Annotated in this window: 26 protein-coding genes; 14 read left to right on the plus strand and 12 right to left on the minus strand. The window is 69.9% G+C overall.

What is annotated here, in order from left to right; genetic code table 11:
* Window positions 1-49 precede the first annotated feature (49 nt).
* Complete coding sequence (locus ACQP2E_RS18300; RefSeq protein WP_433833231.1) at window positions 50-601, plus strand: CGNR zinc finger domain-containing protein; 552 nt, start codon at window positions 50-52, stop codon at window positions 599-601.
* On the opposite strand, the gene ACQP2E_RS18305 is transcribed toward ACQP2E_RS18300, so the two are convergent.
* The 3 genes from ACQP2E_RS18305 to ACQP2E_RS18315 all read right to left on the minus strand — a co-directional run bounded on the left by ACQP2E_RS18305 (window position 596) and on the right by ACQP2E_RS18315 (window position 2926).
* Entirely contained in the window at window positions 596-1390 is a 795-nt protein-coding gene (locus tag ACQP2E_RS18305; protein ID WP_433833233.1) for an SDR family NAD(P)-dependent oxidoreductase, read from the minus strand. The genes ACQP2E_RS18300 and ACQP2E_RS18305 overlap by 6 nt on opposite strands.
* Window positions 1391-1571: 181 nt before the next feature.
* Window positions 1572-2309, minus strand: a complete 738-nt coding sequence (locus ACQP2E_RS18310; RefSeq protein ID WP_433833235.1) for an SAM-dependent methyltransferase — start codon at window positions 2307-2309, stop codon at window positions 1572-1574.
* A 14-nt stretch (window positions 2310-2323) separates the two neighbouring features.
* A complete protein-coding gene (locus ACQP2E_RS18315; protein ID WP_433833237.1) occupies window positions 2324-2926 on the minus strand; it encodes an ATP-binding cassette domain-containing protein in 603 nt (200 codons plus the stop codon).
* 50 nt (window positions 2927-2976) lie between these two features.
* Between ACQP2E_RS18315 and aztB the strand changes: the two genes are divergently transcribed.
* From aztB to aztD, 4 genes are all read left to right on the plus strand, one after another.
* A complete protein-coding gene (gene aztB, locus ACQP2E_RS18320; protein ID WP_433833239.1) occupies window positions 2977-3807 on the plus strand; it encodes a zinc ABC transporter permease AztB in 831 nt (276 codons plus the stop codon).
* A complete protein-coding gene (locus ACQP2E_RS18325) occupies window positions 3804-4850 on the plus strand; it encodes a hypothetical protein (RefSeq protein ID WP_433833241.1) in 1047 nt (348 codons plus the stop codon). The genes aztB and ACQP2E_RS18325 overlap by 4 nt, the downstream gene beginning before the upstream one ends.
* Entirely contained in the window at window positions 4847-5758 is a 912-nt protein-coding gene (gene aztC / locus ACQP2E_RS18330; protein ID WP_433833243.1) for a zinc ABC transporter substrate-binding protein AztC, read from the plus strand. The genes ACQP2E_RS18325 and aztC overlap by 4 nt, the downstream gene beginning before the upstream one ends.
* An 88-nt stretch (window positions 5759-5846) precedes the next feature.
* Window positions 5847-7019: a zinc metallochaperone AztD gene (aztD, locus tag ACQP2E_RS18335; protein WP_433833245.1), complete on the plus strand. Its 1173-nt coding sequence runs from the start codon at window positions 5847-5849 to the stop codon at window positions 7017-7019.
* Window positions 7020-7058: 39 nt separating this feature from the next.
* On the opposite strand, the gene ACQP2E_RS18340 is transcribed toward aztD, so the two are convergent.
* Both ACQP2E_RS18340 and ACQP2E_RS18345 read right to left on the minus strand, forming a co-directional pair.
* Window positions 7059-7514 (minus strand): Imm63 family immunity protein, encoded by a 456-nt coding sequence (locus ACQP2E_RS18340; protein WP_433833247.1) that lies wholly within the window; start codon window positions 7512-7514, stop codon window positions 7059-7061.
* Window positions 7515-7639: 125 nt separating this feature from the next.
* Window positions 7640-8308, minus strand: coding sequence for an HAD family hydrolase (locus tag ACQP2E_RS18345; RefSeq protein WP_433833249.1), 669 nt, complete (start codon window positions 8306-8308; stop codon window positions 7640-7642).
* 69 nt (window positions 8309-8377) lie between these two features.
* Between ACQP2E_RS18345 and ACQP2E_RS18350 the strand changes: the two genes are divergently transcribed.
* From ACQP2E_RS18350 to ACQP2E_RS18360, 3 genes are all read left to right on the plus strand, one after another.
* Entirely contained in the window at window positions 8378-8731 is a 354-nt protein-coding gene (locus ACQP2E_RS18350; RefSeq protein ID WP_433833251.1) for a glyoxalase, read from the plus strand.
* A 225-nt stretch (window positions 8732-8956) separates the two neighbouring features.
* The gene (locus ACQP2E_RS18355) at window positions 8957-9568 is read left to right on the plus strand and encodes a TetR/AcrR family transcriptional regulator (RefSeq protein ID WP_433833253.1); all 612 of its coding nucleotides are present in this window, start codon (window positions 8957-8959) and stop codon (window positions 9566-9568) included.
* The gene (locus tag ACQP2E_RS18360; protein ID WP_433833255.1) at window positions 9565-10146 is read left to right on the plus strand and encodes a methyltransferase domain-containing protein; all 582 of its coding nucleotides are present in this window, start codon (window positions 9565-9567) and stop codon (window positions 10144-10146) included. The genes ACQP2E_RS18355 and ACQP2E_RS18360 overlap by 4 nt, the downstream gene beginning before the upstream one ends.
* Here the strand turns inward: ACQP2E_RS18360 and ACQP2E_RS18365 are convergent.
* The 3 genes from ACQP2E_RS18365 to ACQP2E_RS18375 all read right to left on the minus strand — a co-directional run bounded on the left by ACQP2E_RS18365 (window position 10130) and on the right by ACQP2E_RS18375 (window position 11283).
* Window positions 10130-10531 (minus strand): MarR family winged helix-turn-helix transcriptional regulator, encoded by a 402-nt coding sequence (locus tag ACQP2E_RS18365; RefSeq protein ID WP_433833257.1) that lies wholly within the window; start codon window positions 10529-10531, stop codon window positions 10130-10132. The genes ACQP2E_RS18360 and ACQP2E_RS18365 overlap by 17 nt on opposite strands.
* Before the next feature lie 5 nt (window positions 10532-10536).
* Complete coding sequence (locus ACQP2E_RS18370) at window positions 10537-10779, minus strand: hypothetical protein (protein ID WP_433833259.1); 243 nt, start codon at window positions 10777-10779, stop codon at window positions 10537-10539.
* Between the two features lie 177 nt (window positions 10780-10956).
* Window positions 10957-11283 (minus strand): hypothetical protein, encoded by a 327-nt coding sequence (locus ACQP2E_RS18375; RefSeq protein ID WP_433833261.1) that lies wholly within the window; start codon window positions 11281-11283, stop codon window positions 10957-10959.
* 57 nt (window positions 11284-11340) lie between these two features.
* On the opposite strand from ACQP2E_RS18375, the gene ACQP2E_RS18380 reads away from it, so the two are divergent.
* On the plus strand, window positions 11341-11730 hold the full coding sequence (locus tag ACQP2E_RS18380) for a VOC family protein (protein WP_433833263.1): 390 nt from the start codon (window positions 11341-11343) through the stop codon (window positions 11728-11730).
* Window positions 11731-11802: 72 nt separating this feature from the next.
* Window positions 11803-12678 (plus strand): hypothetical protein, encoded by an 876-nt coding sequence (locus tag ACQP2E_RS18385; protein WP_433833265.1) that lies wholly within the window; start codon window positions 11803-11805, stop codon window positions 12676-12678.
* Here the strand turns inward: ACQP2E_RS18385 and ACQP2E_RS18390 are convergent.
* Both ACQP2E_RS18390 and ACQP2E_RS18395 read right to left on the minus strand, forming a co-directional pair.
* Window positions 12605-13225, minus strand: coding sequence for an FAD-dependent monooxygenase (locus ACQP2E_RS18390; protein ID WP_433833267.1), 621 nt, complete (start codon window positions 13223-13225; stop codon window positions 12605-12607). The genes ACQP2E_RS18385 and ACQP2E_RS18390 overlap by 74 nt on opposite strands.
* Entirely contained in the window at window positions 13182-13520 is a 339-nt protein-coding gene (locus ACQP2E_RS18395) for an FAD-dependent monooxygenase (RefSeq protein WP_433833958.1), read from the minus strand. Before ACQP2E_RS18395 ends, ACQP2E_RS18390 begins: the two co-directional genes overlap by 44 nt.
* A 59-nt stretch (window positions 13521-13579) precedes the next feature.
* On the opposite strand from ACQP2E_RS18395, the gene ACQP2E_RS18400 reads away from it, so the two are divergent.
* The 3 genes from ACQP2E_RS18400 to ACQP2E_RS18410 are packed head-to-tail and all read left to right on the plus strand — an operon-like array spanning window position 13580 to window position 14839.
* Window positions 13580-13939, plus strand: coding sequence for a hypothetical protein (locus ACQP2E_RS18400; protein ID WP_433833269.1), 360 nt, complete (start codon window positions 13580-13582; stop codon window positions 13937-13939).
* A 56-nt stretch (window positions 13940-13995) separates the two neighbouring features.
* Window positions 13996-14337: a VOC family protein gene (locus tag ACQP2E_RS18405; RefSeq protein ID WP_433833271.1), complete on the plus strand. Its 342-nt coding sequence runs from the start codon at window positions 13996-13998 to the stop codon at window positions 14335-14337.
* A 4-nt stretch (window positions 14338-14341) separates the two neighbouring features.
* Window positions 14342-14839, plus strand: a complete 498-nt coding sequence (locus tag ACQP2E_RS18410) for a HEAT repeat domain-containing protein (RefSeq protein WP_433833273.1) — start codon at window positions 14342-14344, stop codon at window positions 14837-14839.
* Here the strand turns inward: ACQP2E_RS18410 and ACQP2E_RS18415 are convergent.
* On the minus strand, window positions 14808-15215 hold the full coding sequence (locus tag ACQP2E_RS18415; RefSeq protein WP_433833275.1) for a VOC family protein: 408 nt from the start codon (window positions 15213-15215) through the stop codon (window positions 14808-14810). The genes ACQP2E_RS18410 and ACQP2E_RS18415 overlap by 32 nt on opposite strands.
* A gap of 91 nt (window positions 15216-15306) precedes the next feature.
* Here ACQP2E_RS18415 and ACQP2E_RS18420 point away from each other — a divergent pair, with 91 nt between their 5' ends.
* Window positions 15307-16077: an isocitrate lyase/PEP mutase family protein gene (locus ACQP2E_RS18420; RefSeq protein WP_433833277.1), complete on the plus strand. Its 771-nt coding sequence runs from the start codon at window positions 15307-15309 to the stop codon at window positions 16075-16077.
* A gap of 68 nt (window positions 16078-16145) precedes the next feature.
* On the opposite strand, the gene ACQP2E_RS18425 is transcribed toward ACQP2E_RS18420, so the two are convergent.
* Complete coding sequence (locus ACQP2E_RS18425) at window positions 16146-16712, minus strand: TetR/AcrR family transcriptional regulator (RefSeq protein WP_433833279.1); 567 nt, start codon at window positions 16710-16712, stop codon at window positions 16146-16148.
* Between the last annotated feature and the right edge of the window lie 80 nt (window positions 16713-16792).

Genomic DNA, 16792 nt, shown 5'->3' on the forward strand with positions numbered 1-16792 from the left:
TAAATTAGGTTCGCCCCTGACGCTAGGCCGGGTTCTGTGAGGAGTCAAATTGCTTTTTGCCCCTGACACCGAGGAGTCGCTGGAGTTCGTCGTGGCGCTCGTCAACACGGCGCCCGAAGCGTCCCGGTCCGGCGCTGACGAACTCTCCACGGTGGACGAGCTCGGCGCGCTGCTGAGCGGCTACACCTACTCCGGGCGCATCGACCACGATCAGGCCGAGCTGGAGGCGGTGCGCGCTGCGCGTACCCTGCTCCAAAAGGTGTGGACCTTGAACCGTGACGACGCCGTCGAAGCGGTGAACCGGATGTTGCGCGAGGCCCGGGCGCTGCCCTATCTGACCCGGCACGACGGCTCGGACTGGCACATCCACGCCACCGAGCCGGGCGCGCCTCTTGCCGAGCGGATCCGGGTCGAGGCCGCGCTCGCCCTGATCGACGTGATCCGCACCAACGAGACGAGCCGGCTGCGGGTCTGCGACGCCGACGACTGCGAGGGCATCTTCACCGACCTGTCCCGCAACGGCTCCAAGCGTTTCTGCAGCGTGCGCTGCGGAAACCGGGTCAATATGATCGCTTATCGGGCCCGGAAGGCCCCGTCATGAGAACGGTCCGCGCACGGTGACGCCACCGTCGACGACCAGACTCTGCCCGGTTATGTAGGACGCGAGTGGCGACGACAGATAAACCACAGCCGAGGCCGCGTCGTCCGGCACACCGAGGCGACCCATCGGAATCTCCGGCACGTCCTGCGGATGGGGTTCCGCGTTGGCCACGGCCGTGGCGATCGCCCCGCAGGTGACCACGTTCATCCGGATGCCGTCGCGCGCGTATTCCGCCGCCACCGTCCGGGCCAGGCTGGCCACACCCGCCTTCGCCGCGCCGTAGGCCGCCTGCGTCGGCGCCGCCATCACCCCCGCGACCGACCCGACGCTCACGATCGACCCACCGAAACCCTGCGCCAGGAAGGTCCGGATCACCGCGCGCGAGGCGCGCGCCACCCAGCGCAGATTCATTTCGTACGCGAGATCCCAGTCCTCGTCGACCATCTCGTGCAGCCGCACGGCCGGCACGAACGCCACCTGCCCGCCGACCACGGTGACCAGCGCGTCGATCTTCCCGAACGCCTCGACGGTCTGCGCCACGAACCCTTCGAGGTCGGCCATCGACCGGACATTCCCGATCAGCGGAACAGCCTGGGCACCGTTCCCGGTCAGCTCGAGACTGGCCGCGAGAGCCCGATCGGCGACCACGTCAGCGACAGCGACCGATGCCCCGGCGGCGGCGAACGCCCGGGTGACAGCCCGCCCGATCCCATCACCCCCGCCGCCGATGACGAGTGCGCTGAGTCCGTCAAGCGGTGCCGCGAAGCTGCTCACCCCGTGATCTTCCATCAACCACGGTGACTCCACCATCCGGAACTGTTCAGATCCCGATCAATGCAGCGCCGGCGCGCGGGATCCGCGCGGCTGACATGTGGAAATTTGTCCCACACCCGCTGCGGATGTGGGCACACCCGCAGTGGGTGTGGGACGAAAAACGACAAGTGCCCCGGCGGCGCGGAGGCCGGCGTTGTCAGGGACGTGGGCGCAGCACGTAGCCCGTGTAGGAGTAGTCCGCGCCGTTATCGGCCCGCACGGTGATCTCCTCGTCCACCTGGGCGAGCAGCTCCTCGGGCACGCCCTCGGCCCGCAGCTGTTCGATGCGGGCTGCGAGGGGGGCGTAGTACTCGTCCCAGTCGCTGTCCGGCAGCACGTAAATCGCCTGCACCATCCAGCCCGCGTCCTGCGCGGCCGCCACGTTCCCGGCTGTCGTGCGCATCGCCGGATAACCCGGATTCCAGAACGCCCGCGCCCCGGCCGACGGTGATGGCGTCAGCCACTCCGCCTCGGTCAGGACCACGACCCCGCCCGGTGCCAGCAGCGGTCGCCACGCGGCCAGCGCCGCGTCGAACCCGATGATGTACGCCGAACCCTCCGCCCACAACAGATCCACACTGCCGTGCTCGACCGGCAACGAGTCCATCGACGCGTGGAGCGTGCTGACCCGGTCGCCGACCCCGGCGGCCTCGGCCCGAGCGGTCACGGCCGCCAGGAACGGCTCGTGCAGATCGACGGCGGTCACCCGCCCGCCGGTCAGCGCAGCGAGCAGCACGCTGGCCGGCCCGGTGCCACAGCCGACGTCGACCACCCGCGGCTCGCCGGGCAGGGACCCCGCCAGGCGCAGCAGCAGCTCGGTGGTGGCCGCGGAACCCGGGGCTTCGCGGGGCAGGCCGGTGTGGGCACGCCAGAACACTTCGGTCAGCTCAGTCATCACCGATGAGGATGTCACGCCGCCGGCGCCGGCAGGTGCACCGTGTGGCCGGCCAGGGCCGATTCCCCGGGGTCATGGCTGGACAACACCACGGCCGCACCGGCGCGGACCTTCTCGCCGAGCAGTTCGTGAACGACCTCCCGGCTGACAGCGTCCAGCGCGACCGTGGGCTCGTCCAGCACATACACCTCGGCCTGCTGCACCAGCGCCTGCGCGATGAGCACCCGCTGACGCTGCCCGCCGGACAACTCCCGCATCCGGCGCCGGCTCAGAGAAGCGATCCCGAGCCGGTCCATCATCGAGTCGGCGGACAAACCCGCGGAGCGGCGAAAGAACCCCGGGAACCCGCCGATCCGCACACACTCACCCACGGTCAGCGGCAGCGCGTCGATGTCCGGCGTCCGCTGGGGGAGGAGCGCCACCCGACATCCCGCCTGACGCCGTACATATCCCGACTTGGGCGGCAGCACCCCCGCCAGAACGTGCAGCAGCGTGCTCTTGCCCGACCCGTTGGGCCCCGTCACGGCCAGGAGAGACCCCGCACCCACCTCCATGCTCACCTCACGCAGCACCGGAACCCCTGCGTACCCGTAACAAACCTCGGAAGCCGACAGCACCCCGAACCCTCCTAATGACAACGGTTTTCATTGCCACTATATTGCCTCTCGTGCTTCTCGAACCGTTCACCGTGTCCTTCGTGGTCCGCGCCCTCGCCGGCGGCGTCCTCCTCGCCGCCGTGTGTGCGCTGGTCGGCGCCTGGGTGATCGCCCGGGGGATGACGTTTCTCGGTGAGGCGATGAGCCACGGCATGCTGCCCGGAGTAGCGGTCGCCGGCATCGTCGGCGGCAATCTCGTCGCCGGGGCGGCGGCCAGCGCGCTCGGCATGGCGCTCGGGGTGAACGCGTTGCGGCACAGCCGGGAGTTCGGCCGGGACACCAGCATCGGGCTGCTCTTCGTCGGGATGCTGTCGGCCGGGGTCATCGTGGTCTCGCACTCACGCTCGTTCGCGACCGATCTGACCGCGTTCCTCTTCGGCGACGTCCTCGCCATCCGCGGATCCGACCTGCTGCTGCTCGGCGGCGCGCTGGTCGTGGTCGGCGTGATCTCGGTGGTCTTCTACCGGCCGTTCCTGGCGCTGACGTTCGACGCCCGCAAGGCGAAGACGCTCGGTCTGCGCCCGGATCTGGCGAACGCGATGATGCTCGTCCTGCTCACCGTCACGATGGCGGTCGCGTTCAGCGTCGTCGGGACCCTGCTCGCCTTCGGCATGCTGATCGCCCCGTCCGCGGCGGCGATGCTGGTGGCCCGCCGCCTGCCCATGGTGATGCTGACCAGCTTCGGCATCGGGTCGCTCGCCGTGGTCCTCGGCCTGTGGATCTCCTGGTTCGCCGCGACGGCGGCCGGCGCCACCATCGCCCTCACCGCCGTCCTTCTCTTCTTCGCCGTCCTCATGGCCCGCGGCCTGACCGCCGCCATCCCCTCGAAAGGAACCTCGTGATCATCAGCAGGCTTCTCGGCGTGACCATGCTGAGCGCCGCGCTGGCCCTGTCAGCGTGTTCACCGTCGAACCCGGAAGAATCGGAGGAGGCGCCCCACGGCTTCGTCGACGGCGCCGAGGAACTCTCCGAACCCCGCCCCGCCATCGCCTACGCCTCCCGTGGCGCCCGCATCCTTCACCTGCTCGATCTGACCACCACCGAGACCACCGCGCTCACACTCACCCATCCCGCCGAGACGCTGATCGAAGACGGACGTTTCCTCTACACCACCGACGGTGACCGCACCCTGGAGATCACCGACGCCGGTGTCTGGACCGTCGACCACACCGACCACGTCCACTACTACCGCGCGCCACCCCGCACCCTCGGCACCCTTACGCTCGCGTCCGGAATCACCACCATCGCCGGCAACGACGCCCACACGACGATCACCACCGCCGACGGCCGGCACACCGTCCTGGACCGCCGCGCGCTGGAGGCCGGCACCATCACCGAACTGACCGCGGACGCCTTCCAGGCGCCTTGCGAGACGCCAGGCGAGTCGGTGGTCCTGCGAGGCGGAACGCTCACCGCTTGCCACGATCATTGGGTACGCGTAAAGCACACCACCAGCGGCGCCGAGGCGAGAGTCCTGCCCCGTCCCGACCGAGACGTGCCGTCGAGCCCGTTCGGCTCCCGCCCCCGCAGCAACGAGGCCGCCCAGTTCGACAGCACCGGAATCTGGTCGCTGAACGCCCCGAAAGCCACCGTCCAGCACGTACCGGCGGCGAACCTGATCGCGGCGGCGTCCCCGGCGGACGGCAACTCGGTGCTGGCACTCGACAAGAGCGGAACCCTGCGTAGTTACGACCTGAGGACCGGTGACGTCCTCGCGGAGAAGAAGACCCCGGGTACGAGCCTGACCCTCGACATCAACCGTGCCTATGTGGCGGACCCGGCCGCGCGGGTCATCCACGAGATCGACTACCGGGACAACCTGCGGACGGCGCGCACGCTCACGGTGGAGCAACGGCCCGACCTGGCCGTGGAGGTCGGCCGATGAGACTGCTGCGAACCCTGCTCGCCGCGACAGCACTGCTGGCCGGAGCCGGCACCGCCGCCTGCACCCGGACCGGCACCGACCAGATCGTGGTGACCACGAACATCCTCGGCGACGTGGTCCGCGAGATCACCGGCGACCAGGCCCGGGTCACCGTGCTGATGAAGCCGGACGCCGACCCGCACTCGTTCGGCATCTCGGCCCGCGAGGCCCACGCCATGCAGACCGCTGACCTGGTCGTCTACAACGGCCTGGGCCTGGAAGAGGGCGTGCTGCGGCACGTCGACGCGGCCCGGGACGAGGGCGTTCACACCGTCGAGGTCGGGGCGATGGCCGACCCGCTGGACTATCGCGACGGCGATGCCGCCGGGCTGCCGGATCCGCATTTCTGGACCGATCCGCGGCGGATGGACACGGCTGTCGGCCTGCTCGCCGACGCGATCGCCGAGCATGTGGACGGTGTGGACGCCGACACGATGCGCCGGCGCGCTGACGCGTACCGAAGGAAATTGGGTGAGTTGGACGCCGGGATCGCGCACCGCTTCGCGGGGATTCCGGCGGAACGCCGGGTCCTGGTCACGAATCACCACGTGTTCGGCTATCTCGCGCAGCGGTACGACCTCGCGGTGATCGGCGCGATCATCCCGAGTGGCACGACCCTGGCGTCGCCGAGCGCGTCCGATCTGGCGTCGCTGGTCACGGCGGTGACCGAGCATCGGGTGCCGGCCATCTTCGCGGACAGCGCGCAGCCGCAGCGGCTGGCCGAGGTGCTCGCGGAGGAGGCTGATCTGCGGGTGCGGGTGGTCGGGCTGTATGCGGAGTCGCTGAGCGAGCCCGGCGGTGAGGCCGCGACCTATCTGGAGATGATGCGCTTCAACGCCGAAGCGATCATCGGTGGCCTGACCGCCTGACCGCCTGACCGTTCTCGCACTTCTTGTCATGGGACCACTGTCGGTTCCTTAATGAAAATGATTGTTAGTTGCAAATGGGGAGGATCTCATGAATCGCACCAGAATCCGTGGCGCGGCGTTCGTCGCCGTGGCCACCCTCGGGCTCACCGCCTGCGCGTCGTCGTCGTCCGGCGAACCTGCCGCGGCACCTGCGGCTCCTGCAGTGACGGACCCGGTGACGGTGACCTACGAGGGCGGCATCTACGTTCTCGACGGCTCGTCGCTGAAGGTCGGGCACACCGTCGCGCTCGACGGCTTCAACCGGGTCAACCCGGCCGGCAATGACACCAGCGTCTTCGTCTCCACCACGGACGGATTCCGGGTGCTCGACGCGGTGGCCGGGAAGATGACCGATATCGCCTATCCGGGGGCCAAGCCGGGGCACGTCGTGCGGCACGGTGATCGCACGATCCTGTTCACCGACGGCACCGGCGAGGTGAACAGTTTCGACCCGGCCGGCCTGGCGGACGGCAAGCCGCAGGGCCGGCAGTACAAGGCGGCGGTGCCGCACCATGGCGTCGCTGTCGAACTCACCGACGGCACCCTGATCGTCACCCTGGGCACCGAGGAGTCCCGCTCCGGCGCGATCGCGCTCGACAAGAACGGCACGGAGATCGCCCGCAGCGAAGAGTGCCCCGGCGTGCACGGCGAGGCCGTCGCGCAGGGCGAAGTCGTGGCACTGGGCTGCGAGAACGGTGTCCTGCTGTTCAGCAAGGGCGCGTTCACGAAGGTGAAGAGCGACCTGGACTACAGCCGGATCGGCAACCAGGCCGGCTCCGAGGCGTCACCGGTGCTGCTCGGCGACTACAAGATCGACCCGGACGCGGAGCGGGAGGCCCCGACTCAGTTCTCCCTGATCGACACGGCGGCGAAGTCGCTGAAGGTGGTGCCGATGCCGTCCGGGGTGAGCTACAGCTTCCGGTCGCTGGGCCGCGGCCCGAACGGTGAGGCACTGATCCTCGGCACCGACGGCAAACTGCACGTCACCGACCCGGCCACGGGCACGCTGACGGCGTCGTGGCCGGTGGTCGGCGCGTGGACCGAGCCGATCGACTGGCAGCAGCCGCGCCCGGCGCTGTTCGTACGGGGGAGTGTGGCCTACGTGACCGAGCCGGCCACGAAGAAGGTCCACCAGGTCGATCTGGCGACCGGCGCGGTGAAGGGGTCGGTGACTCTCGACGCGGTGCCGAACGAGATCAGCGGCACGGTGCCCGGACACTGATCCTCGGATCGCTTTCAGCCGTCTGTCCTCTGATCGTTTTCAGCCGTCTGCCGGAGGGACCCCGCCCTCCGGCAGGCTGGCCGGTTTGATCCGCTCGATGAGCCGTTGCCGGGCGCGGCGCGACCACTCCGGGTCGATCGTCGCGAGCAGTTCGAACTGCCGGCGCCAGCGGGTGACCCGCTGCTCCTCGCCGGCTAGGGGATGACGCAGCGCCCAGTCACCGCCCATCGACCACGTGGTCGCCTCAAGACACCAGAACAGCATCTCGTCGAGCTCCCGGGTCTTGCGGTGCTGCAGCTCCCGGCCGCGCTCGGTCACCACCCAGTGATAGACACCGTTCTCGTCGACGCTGGCCCAGGGATGGCCGCCGTCCCGGTTCTCGAAGCCGACGAGCTCGGCCGCCCCGGACCCGATCAACGCGCCGAGCCGGCGAACCTCGTCCTCCAGGTGCTGCTGCGCCCGCGCCTGATCGAGCGTGCGGCGGAACATCTTCATGGCGGCCCTCCGCGGTTCGGCCTTCAATGTTTTTTCTAGCGTTACGCCCACTGTGGATGTGCCCACACCCGCAATGGGCGTAAGCCTCGAAGAGGACTGTGGCCTCCGACCGGCCGGCGACCTGGTTACGGCAGCTTCGCGGCGAGGGCGGCGATCACGTCGTCCAGTGGGAGGTCTGCCGCGCTGGTGAGCACGATGTCCGCCGCGGTGAAGCGGGCGTGGTCGGCGTAGTGGTTGGGCACCGCCACGCAGGACATGCCGGCCGCTTTCGCCGCCGCGGCGCCGTGGGCGGTGTCCTCGAAGGCGACCGCCTCCGAACCCGGCAGGCCGAGCCGGTCCAGCGCGAGCAGATAAACGGCGGGGTCGGGCTTGTGCGCGGCCACCTCCTCGCCGGTGGCCAGAACCTCGAACCGTGCGAGCAGCCCGGACCGGTCGAGCAGCGCGCCCACGTGATCGATGGGCGAGCTGCTGGCGACGGCGAGCCGTAGTCCCAGCTCGGCGGCCCGATCGAGCCAGTCGACGATCCCGGGGGAGGGCTGGAGCGCCGCGTTGAGCGCGGCCCGGTATTCCATCCGGAGCTCGTGGCTGCTCACCCGGTCGTAACCCTGCCCGACCGCCGTGGCGAGCGCGACGTAACGCTCCTCGTTGGCGTCACCACCGTGATCGGCGAAGAATGACGCCTGGTCGAGCTCGAGCCCGTGCCGCCGCCACTCCCACCGCCAGCTGTCCAGCAACGTGGTCTCGGTGTCCATGAGCAACCCGTCGAAGTCGAACACCAACGCCTTGATCGTCACCAACCCAGTATCCACAATGAGCTGCGAACTCGTTCCAAACCGTACGTACGTATTGTTAAGATCGGCGGTATGATTCATCACGTGCAGCTGGCCTGTCCGCCGGGTTCCGAGGCGGTTTCCCGCGCCTTCTACTCCGATGTGCTCGGCCTGGTGGAGAAACCCAAACCCGCGGCCCTCGCGTCTCGGGGCGGTTGCTGGTTCGCCGGCCACGGCATCGAGGTCCACCTGGGTGTGGAGGCCGGCTTCCGCCCGGCCCGCAAGGCGCACCCGGGTTTCCTCTGGCCCGACCTCGAGACCTTGGCGCTCCGACTGGAAGCCGCCGGCCACCCGGTGACCTGGGGCCACGACGAACTACCCGGCATGCGTCGCTTCCACACCGAGGACACCCACGGCAACCGCCTGGAGTTCCTCACTCCGGCGTGACGGCGTGAGTAGCTCACAGCCACGTGCAGATGTCGCCGGCGGTGATCTGGCCGGTTCGCTCAACCGCCGCGACGGCTGCCCGGAACGGCGATCAGCAGGTTGGCCCGGAACCGCAGCGCCTGGATGTCGTCGCCGGTCAGTGTGGCGAGCGCCGGCGCATGCACACGCCCGGCACTACAAAAGTGGCGTTGACGGAGTGAATGCTCACTCCGTAAAGTCCAGGGCATGGCGACCACCACTGACCGGCGCCGGGCGCCGGGGATGACACCTGAGCAGCGGCGGGACACGATTGTGCAGGCGGCGCTGCCGCTGGTGGCCGAGCTCGGCGCGGCCGTGACCACCGCGAAGATCGCGCGGGCCGCCGGGATCGGTGAGGCGACGATCTTCCGGGTCTTCGACGACAAGAACGCGGTGCTGCGCGCCTGCGTGGCCGCCGCGATGGACCCCACCCAGGTCCTCGAGGAGCTGCGCTCGATCTCGCTCGACCAGCCGCTCGCCGCCCGGCTGGCCGACGCCGTCTACGCGCTCGACGCGCACATGACCCGGATGGGCGCCGTCATCGGCGCGTTGCACGCCCTCGGCGGCGCGGTGGCGCGGCCCGCGCCGGACAGCCGCGCCGCGCGGGCGCTGACTCGCGACGAGTCGGTGTCCGAGACCCGGGAGACGATCGTCGCCCTGTTCGAGCCCGACCAGGCCGACCTGCGGCTTCCCGTCGAGGCGCTCGCCGGTGCGTTCCTCGGTCTGTTCCACGGCCGGGTCTGGCGGCTCACCGGCGCGGATGCGCCGGTCACGGTCGAGGACCTGGTCGACCTCTTCCTGCACGGGGCCTACCGATGACCGTCCGCGAGGCCTACGGCGCGATCGCCGATCTTTACATCAACCTCTTCGGTACGCCGGACAAAGTCCACGCCGACGACCTGGACCTGATCGCCCGGCACCTGTCCGGCCGGGTCCTGGACCTGGGCTGCGGTCCCGGCCACCTGACCGGTTACCTGCACGGACTGGGCGCCGACGTGTCGGGTGTCGACCTGGTGCCGGAGTTCGTCGAGCACGCCCGGACGACCCACCCGGGCATCGACTTTCAGCTGGGTTCGATGGACCACCTCGACGTCACGGGTGTCGACGGCATCCTGAGCTGGTACTCCACCATCCACCGCCCGCCCGCCGAGATCGACACCGTTTTCACGGGGTTTCGTCGCGCCCTCAGACCAGGCGGCACCCTCGTCCTCGGCTTCTTCAAGAGCGACGATCTGGAACCGTTCGACCACAAGGTCACCACGGCCTACCGCTGGCCGGTCGACACCATGATGGATCGCCTGGAGCGCGCCGGGTTCGCCGAGATCGAGCGTCAGCAGCGCCCGTCGGAGGACGGACACCGCTCGCACGCCGCCCTCGCTGTCAGAGCTGTTTCTTGATCAGCGCGATCAGCTGTGGCCGGATCGCGTCGTAACCAAGATCCTTCTCGAAGCGTTTCTCCTCGGCGCGGGCCGCCGCGAGGGCCTCGGTGCCCTTCGCGCTGATTCTGACGAGGGTCCGGCGGCGGTCCTGCGCGTCCTCGGCCCGGCCGGCGTGACCGGTGCGGGCCAGACGCTCGATGGTCCGGCTCATCGTCTGGTCGGTGACCCGGCACAGCTGGGCCAGCTCCCGCTGCGACCGCGGGCCGCCCGCCAGATGATGCAGTGTGATCATGCCGGCGTGCGTGAGGTCGAGATCGGCCAGGAATCGGTCGAATCGGCTCTCCACCATCCGGGCCGCCGCGGACAGCAGCCGGCCCGTCGGCCACGATTCGACGTCTTCCACACTGATCAACCTACTCCGATCCCGTACGGCATCCCGCTGACCGGGTCACCGCCCGCTGCCTGGGCCGAGGCGACGTCGACGGCCGCGGTCACCCGGATCACCCGGCGGGCGACCGGACCAGCGGTGACGAGGACCGCGACGGCCGAGCCGTAACCGAACTGGCCGGTGCGACGAGCCGGACCACCGCGACCACACCCGGAACCGCCCGGTGATCGGGATGCTCGACGCGGCCGCGACGGGCCGTGCACTCGCTGGGCGGCACACCCCAGCGGTTCGCGCGGCCGTGATCAGCAGGCAGCGGGCGGTCGCCGCCGCGGGCCGCAGCGGCGGGGCGAGCTGCCGGCTCCACGTCGAGTTCTGGATGGTCTGCGGGCCGAACGTGGCCGTTCGCGCTGCTGTTCGGGACCCGGCCCCGGTCCGAGCTCCTATGGTGCCGGTGGGTGGTAACCCGGCCGCCAGTCGAGCCGGCCGACCTCATCAAGGCGACCCTCCGCCACCAGCAGCATGACGCGGTGCAGCTCCGCTCGCGGGACGTTCGCCATGTGCTGTGGCTCCGCGGAGTCCTCGACGTTCTCCCAGACCACGAGACCACCCTGGAACGCCGACAGGCTCCACGCCGTGTCGTCGTCGGAGATGGCGATGTCGGGGTGTTCGTCGTCGCGGGGTTCGTCGAGCTCGGCGAGCAGATCCGGGATCCGGGACACGTCGCCGTCCTCAGTGTCGCCGTCGCGGTGCATGAGGGTGAATCCCATGCGCGGCAGTCTGCCAGGGGCGGAAGATTTGCGGTCACCGATGTTACGGTTCCGGGCGTGCGGGCTTCGGGTGTTGCTCCTCTTCTGGTGGTGAGGGACGTCGCGACCAGCGTCGCCTTCTATCGGCGGCTGGGTTTCGAGGCGGCCGCCGAGTGGTCCACCTACGCGAAACTGGTCAACGGCACCGGGATCCTGCACCTGGCGACGCCCGGTGACCCGCCGCCGGACCGGCCCGATGTGGTCCTACGGGCGCCGGACGTGCTCTCACCCACTGTGGCCGCCGCGATCGTGGTGCAGGTCGAGGACTGCCGCCGGGCCTGCGCCGAACTCGTGGTGGCGGGCGTCGGCCTGCTCGGCGAACCGTTCGAGCCGGAGTGGGGCGGCGAGGTGCGTGCCTTCCTCCGCGACCCGGACGGCCACCTCATCGAAATCAACGAAACCCGATGACCGCCTGGTCCCGGGTGCTGTCCCACCTCGCGCCTCGCTGCAAGCGCGGGCCGCCGGTGCGAGGATGGTCCTATGGACTTCGATCTCGACGCTGCGGTCTCGTTCATCGCCACCCACGCCCGGACGCTGGAGCGGCGCCGCCTTCATCACCTGAACGGTGACGGGTCGCCGGCCGCCGTGCTGGCCGCGCTGGACGGCTTCCGCAACACCGACGGCGGGTACGGCTGGGCGCTCGAACCGGACCTGCGTTCCACCACGAGCCAGCCGGTCGGCGCCATGCACGCCCTCGAGGTGATCGTCGAAGTTGGTGACACCAGCGCCGACCGGGTGCCGCACCTGCTCGACTGGCTCGCCGAGCACTCCAACGACGACGGTGGGATGGCGTTCAGCCTGCCGTTCGCCGACACGTACGGCTGCGCCCCGCACTGGGTCGCCGCCGACCCGGCCTCGTCGGTGACCATGACGACGCAGCTGGCGGCGCAAGCGCAGCAGCTGGCGAAGACCCGGCCCGACGTGGCGAAACACCCGTGGCTCGCGGCCGCGACGGCCTGGTGCCTGGACACCATGGAACGGGTGGAGGAGCCGCCGCACGCGATCGAGCTGATGTTCTCGATGCTCTTCCTCGATGCGGTTGCCGACGACATCCCGCAGGCGCACAAGCTGCTGGAACGCTACGCCGGGTTCGTGCGCCTGGACGGCCCGACGCCGGTGGCCGGCGGGGCTGCGGACGAGGTGCTCCACCCGCTCGACTTCACCCCGCGGCCCGGCACCGCGTCGCGCGTCTTCTTCGACGGCGACGCCATCGCGGCCGACCGGGATCGCCTCGCCGGCCAGCAGCACGACGACGGTGGATGGGACGTCAGCTTCCAGACGTTCAGCCCGGCAGCCGCTCTGGAGTGGCGCGGTTACGCCACGGTGCAAGCCGTGAAAGTGTTGCGGGATCACTGACCGGCCCGCGCCACGCCACGTACCCATCAGGGCAGATCCTCCGCGCGCGGCGCTCCCGGATAGCCGATGCCGATCCCGGAGATCGTGCCGGTGGCGCGCCGAGTGAAGGTAGGGAGCGCGAGCAGGGCGCGACCTGCGTGCTGCGCGCGAGGCGCGCCGGGCGCGACCGCAGCATGGCCATCCGGATCAGGGCGCCGCTGCTGCGCAGCACCATCTCGCCGACCGGGTGACGCTTCCTTTGGTACGAGTCCAGCAGGCCGTCCTCGCCGTGCCCGGTGACCGTCGCGGCGAGTTTCCAGGAGAGGTTCGCGGCGTCCTGAAGTCCGGTATTCATCCCCTGCCCGCCGGCCGGGGAGTGCACGTGGGCGGCGTCGCCGGCGAGGAAGACGCGGCCGACCCGGTACTGCGGCGCCTGCCGTTCGTCGCTGTGGAACCGGGACAGCCAGCGCGCCTCGCTGATGCCGAAATCGGTGCCGTGCACACGCCGGGTGACGTCGCTGATCTCACCGAGGGTGATCGGGTGCTTGACCGGGAAATGGCATTTCAACGGCCTTGCGTACGGCACTGTGCGCACCGTCCGTGCCGACGACATAGTCGGCCGTGGCCCCGTGACCGTCGGTGAAGGTCAGCGTGACCTGGTCGTCGTTCCGGGCGATCGTGGTGAGTTCGGCGCCCCGCACGATGCGGGCTCCCTGACTGACGGCGCGCTCCTCGAGGGCTCGCTCCACGTTGTACTGCGGGGTGATCAGCAGGTAGGGGAATCGGGACGGCAGCTTCGACAGGTCGAGGCGGATCCGGTCGAAGAGGCGCAGTCGTTCGACCGTCGCGCCGGTGGCGACGATCTGGTCGGCGAGGCCGCGAGGAGGGCCTGTTCGCCGCCGCTGCCGAGTTCGACCTGCGGTTGCCTGACCTGCGGGAGGTGCCGGCGTCGTCGCTGGGTGAGCACCTCGTCGGGCATTTCCTGGTCCGGTGGGAGGAGGACGGGACCTTGGTGGCGCTGCTGCGTGCCGCGGTCTCGCAGGACGCGGCGGTGGAACGGATCACCGCGATCTTCGCGGAGCAGGTCGGGCCGGTGGTGGCTCGGCACGCGCCTGATCCGGGGGAGGTCCCGGCCAGGGCCGGGCTGGTGGCGACGCAGATCCTCGGTTTCGCGCTGTGTCGTTATGTGCTGCGGTTGCCGCCGGTGGTCGCCTTGGATCGGGAGGCGGCGATCAGCTGGCTCGCGCCGACGATCCAGCGTTACGTGACGGGCGCCGTTTAGCGCGCTGCCCGGGTGATTCGCGCTGGCATTTTCCCCGGGTGATTAGCCTGGTCGCTATGACCGTTGACCTGTTCGTGGGTGTGCCGGTGCGTGACTACGCCGTGGCGGTGGCCTGGTACGAGCGGCTCCTCGGCGCCCCGCCGTCGTTTCTGCCCAACGACGTCGAGGCGGTGTGGGAACTCGCCGAGCACCGCTACATCTACATCGAGGTACGGCCGGAGCACGCCGGGCACGCCATGAGCACCGTGTTCGCCAGCGACTTCGACACGCGGATCGCCGGCATCGCCGGTCGGGGGCTGAAGCCCGCAGAGGTCGAGACGTACGACAACGGCGTACGCAAAGCGATCTTCCGCGACCCGGACGGCAACGAGATCGGATTCGGCGGCGCGCCGGCCTGATGACGTGAGCGCCCCGCTGCCCGATCCGGATCAGATGCCGCTGGAGCTGTTGCTGCGGCGGGCCCGGCGTGAGGTCGAGGAGGACGACCCGGAGGCGCCGGTGCCGTTCCTCGTCGCGGTGCAGCAGTGGCCGACCCGGGAGGTCTTCGCGTACGCCACCGCGTTCATGCACGAGGACGACCCGATCAAGCGGGTGCTCGGGCTGCGGACCCTGCGTGAAATCGGCGCGGAACAGGACGACGGGCGGCGGCCGTTCACCGCCGAGACGGTTCCGCTGCTGCGAGCCCGGTTGCGCGACGAGCCGGACGCCGGGGTGCTGGGCTGGATCGTGTCGGCGCTCGGGTACCACCGTGCCGGCGAGGCGTTACCGGAGGTGCTGCCGCTCGCCGGCCATCCGGACGACGAGGTGCGGATGGCCGTCGCATGGGCCATCACGGGCATGACCGACGAGTTCCGGGCGGAACGCCTGGTCACGCGGTGGCAGGACCAGGCAAGCCACTGACGTCCTGCACCGAGCGGGACAACACACAGAACTCGTTGCCCTCCGGGTCGGCGAGCACCACCCACGACACATCGTCAGGCTGACCCACGTCGGCCAGACTGGCGCCCAGTGCCAGCAGCCGCGCCACTTCGTCCTGTTGCGAGCTGCCGTCCGCCCGCACATCCAGATGCAGCCGGTTCTTCACCTGTTTACGCTCTCGAACCCGCGCCACATCAATCGTCGGCCCGAAACCCGCCGGCCCAGAACCCGCCGGCCCGGCGCTGTCACCCGGCCCGATGCTGATCACCTCGTCGTCCTCGTCGACGACGGTCCAGCCGAACACCGCCATCCAGAACTCGGCGATGCGGCGCGGGTCGAGCGCGTCGATGGCGATCACAGCGATACGACTGGTCATCACCTAACTATGCCCACGATGATGGCCGAAAACCGCCAGCCACAACGCCCGTGTCTGACGAAGAATGACCGGCATGACTGACAAGGCGAGCCTCTTCCGGGAACTGCACGAGCGCGACGTCCTGGTGCTGCCGAACGCCTGGGACGCGGCCAGCGCCGCCCTCGTCGTGCGGGCCGGCGCGAAAGCCGTCGCCACCACAAGCGCCGGAGTGGCCTGGTCACTGGGCCGTCCGGACGGCGAAGGCCTCACTTTCGAGGAGATGCTGACAGCGGTCCGCCGGATCAGCGCGGCTGTCGGCGTGCCGGTCACCGCCGACATCGAGAGCGGTTACGGCGACGTCGCCGCCGCTGTCCGCGGCACGATCGACGCGGGCGCGGTGGGTGCGAACATCGAGGACGCGGTACGCCCGATCGACGAGCAGGTGACACTGATCCGAACCGCCCGCCGAGCAGCCGGCGATTCCGGGTTCGTGATCAATGCGCGTACCGACGTGTTCTTGTCCGGCAGTGGAGCGCTGGACGAAGTCCTGGCGCGAGCCGCCGCCTATGCCGAGGCCGGCGCGGACTGCCTCTTCGTCCCGGGCCTGCTGGACCTGGCCGCGCTGCGCACCCTGACCGCGGCGTCCCCGCTGCCGGTCAACGCGATGGCCGGACCTGGCAGCCCGTCCGTCGCCGAGCTGGCCGGCGCCGGCGTCCGGAGGGTGAGCCTCGGCTCGTCGATCGCGCAGGCGGCATACGGCCTGGTCGAACGCGCCGCCCAGGAGGCGCTGACCAAGGGCACGTTCGACGCGCTCGACGGCGCGGCGAGCTACCCCGACCTCAACGCGCTGTTCACCCGGAGCTGACCGAGGCCGCCGAAAATCACCCCGAACTGACGGGCGCCGAAATGACCCCGAACTGACGGGCGCCGAAATCACCCCGAACTGACGGACGCCGCCGGAATCAACGCTGCGAACACCCGGCCGATCAGGCCGGGCTCGCCGGTGAACGCCACGACCGCCGCCACCGCCAGGGCCAGCGACAACGTGTCCACACCGGCCGGTATCCGGCCCAGCTGCTGCTCGGCCGCGAGATAGTCCGCGGCCGCCCGCTCGACCACCCGCACCCCGGCACTCCCGGCACCGAGAACCCCCTCGATCTCGGCGATCAGCGAGGGATGAAAAGCGGTCAGCCGGGTCAGCGTCCGCACCGCCGGCAACGGCAGCCCGAGAACCGCGTCGGTGAGATTGCCGGCCACGGTGCCACTCCCGAACCGCCCTGGCAGCCCACTCAGCGCGCTCGCGATCTGGAAGCTGCGGTCCACCCCGTACCCGGCGAGGAAATTGTCGAAGCTGCCGAAGTGCGTGAACAGCAACCCGGTCGCGACGCCGGCCTCCTGCGTCACGGCCCGGCTGGTCAGCGGCCCCTCAGCGGCGATCACGCGCTCCAGCGCGGCGAACAGATGCTGCCGTGGCTCAGGGACGGCGACTCCGCGTGGCATACCCCGATCCTAAGCGTTGCGCCGGGATGAGCAAACGCTCATAGTGGTTTGAGCAAATGCTCATACCGGGGGAGGACACC

The organism is Actinoplanes sp. CA-015351 (genome assembly GCF_050955685.1).
Taxonomy (GTDB): Bacteria; Actinomycetota; Actinomycetes; order Mycobacteriales; family Micromonosporaceae; genus Actinoplanes.

Coding starts and splice junctions, on each gene's coding strand:
- ACQP2E_RS18425 (WP_433833279.1), bottom strand. CDS start 16,712: ATGCCACGCGGAGTCGCCGTCCCTGAGCCACGGCAGCATCTGTTCGCC.
- ACQP2E_RS18385 (WP_433833265.1), top strand. CDS start 11,803: ATGGACTTCGATCTCGACGCTGCGGTCTCGTTCATCGCCACCCACGCC.
- aztC (WP_433833243.1), top strand. CDS start 4,847: ATGAGACTGCTGCGAACCCTGCTCGCCGCGACAGCACTGCTGGCCGGA.
- ACQP2E_RS18340 (WP_433833247.1), bottom strand. CDS start 7,514: ATGAAGATGTTCCGCCGCACGCTCGATCAGGCGCGGGCGCAGCAGCAC.
- aztD (WP_433833245.1), top strand. CDS start 5,847: ATGAATCGCACCAGAATCCGTGGCGCGGCGTTCGTCGCCGTGGCCACC.
- ACQP2E_RS18350 (WP_433833251.1), top strand. CDS start 8,378: ATGATTCATCACGTGCAGCTGGCCTGTCCGCCGGGTTCCGAGGCGGTT.
- ACQP2E_RS18420 (WP_433833277.1), top strand. CDS start 15,307: ATGACTGACAAGGCGAGCCTCTTCCGGGAACTGCACGAGCGCGACGTC.
- ACQP2E_RS18310 (WP_433833235.1), bottom strand. CDS start 2,309: ATGACTGAGCTGACCGAAGTGTTCTGGCGTGCCCACACCGGCCTGCCC.
- ACQP2E_RS18305 (WP_433833233.1), bottom strand. CDS start 1,390: ATGGAAGATCACGGGGTGAGCAGCTTCGCGGCACCGCTTGACGGACTC.
- ACQP2E_RS18360 (WP_433833255.1), top strand. CDS start 9,565: ATGACCGTCCGCGAGGCCTACGGCGCGATCGCCGATCTTTACATCAAC.
- ACQP2E_RS18355 (WP_433833253.1), top strand. CDS start 8,957: ATGGCGACCACCACTGACCGGCGCCGGGCGCCGGGGATGACACCTGAG.
- ACQP2E_RS18405 (WP_433833271.1), top strand. CDS start 13,996: ATGACCGTTGACCTGTTCGTGGGTGTGCCGGTGCGTGACTACGCCGTG.
- ACQP2E_RS18375 (WP_433833261.1), bottom strand. CDS start 11,283: ATGGGATTCACCCTCATGCACCGCGACGGCGACACTGAGGACGGCGAC.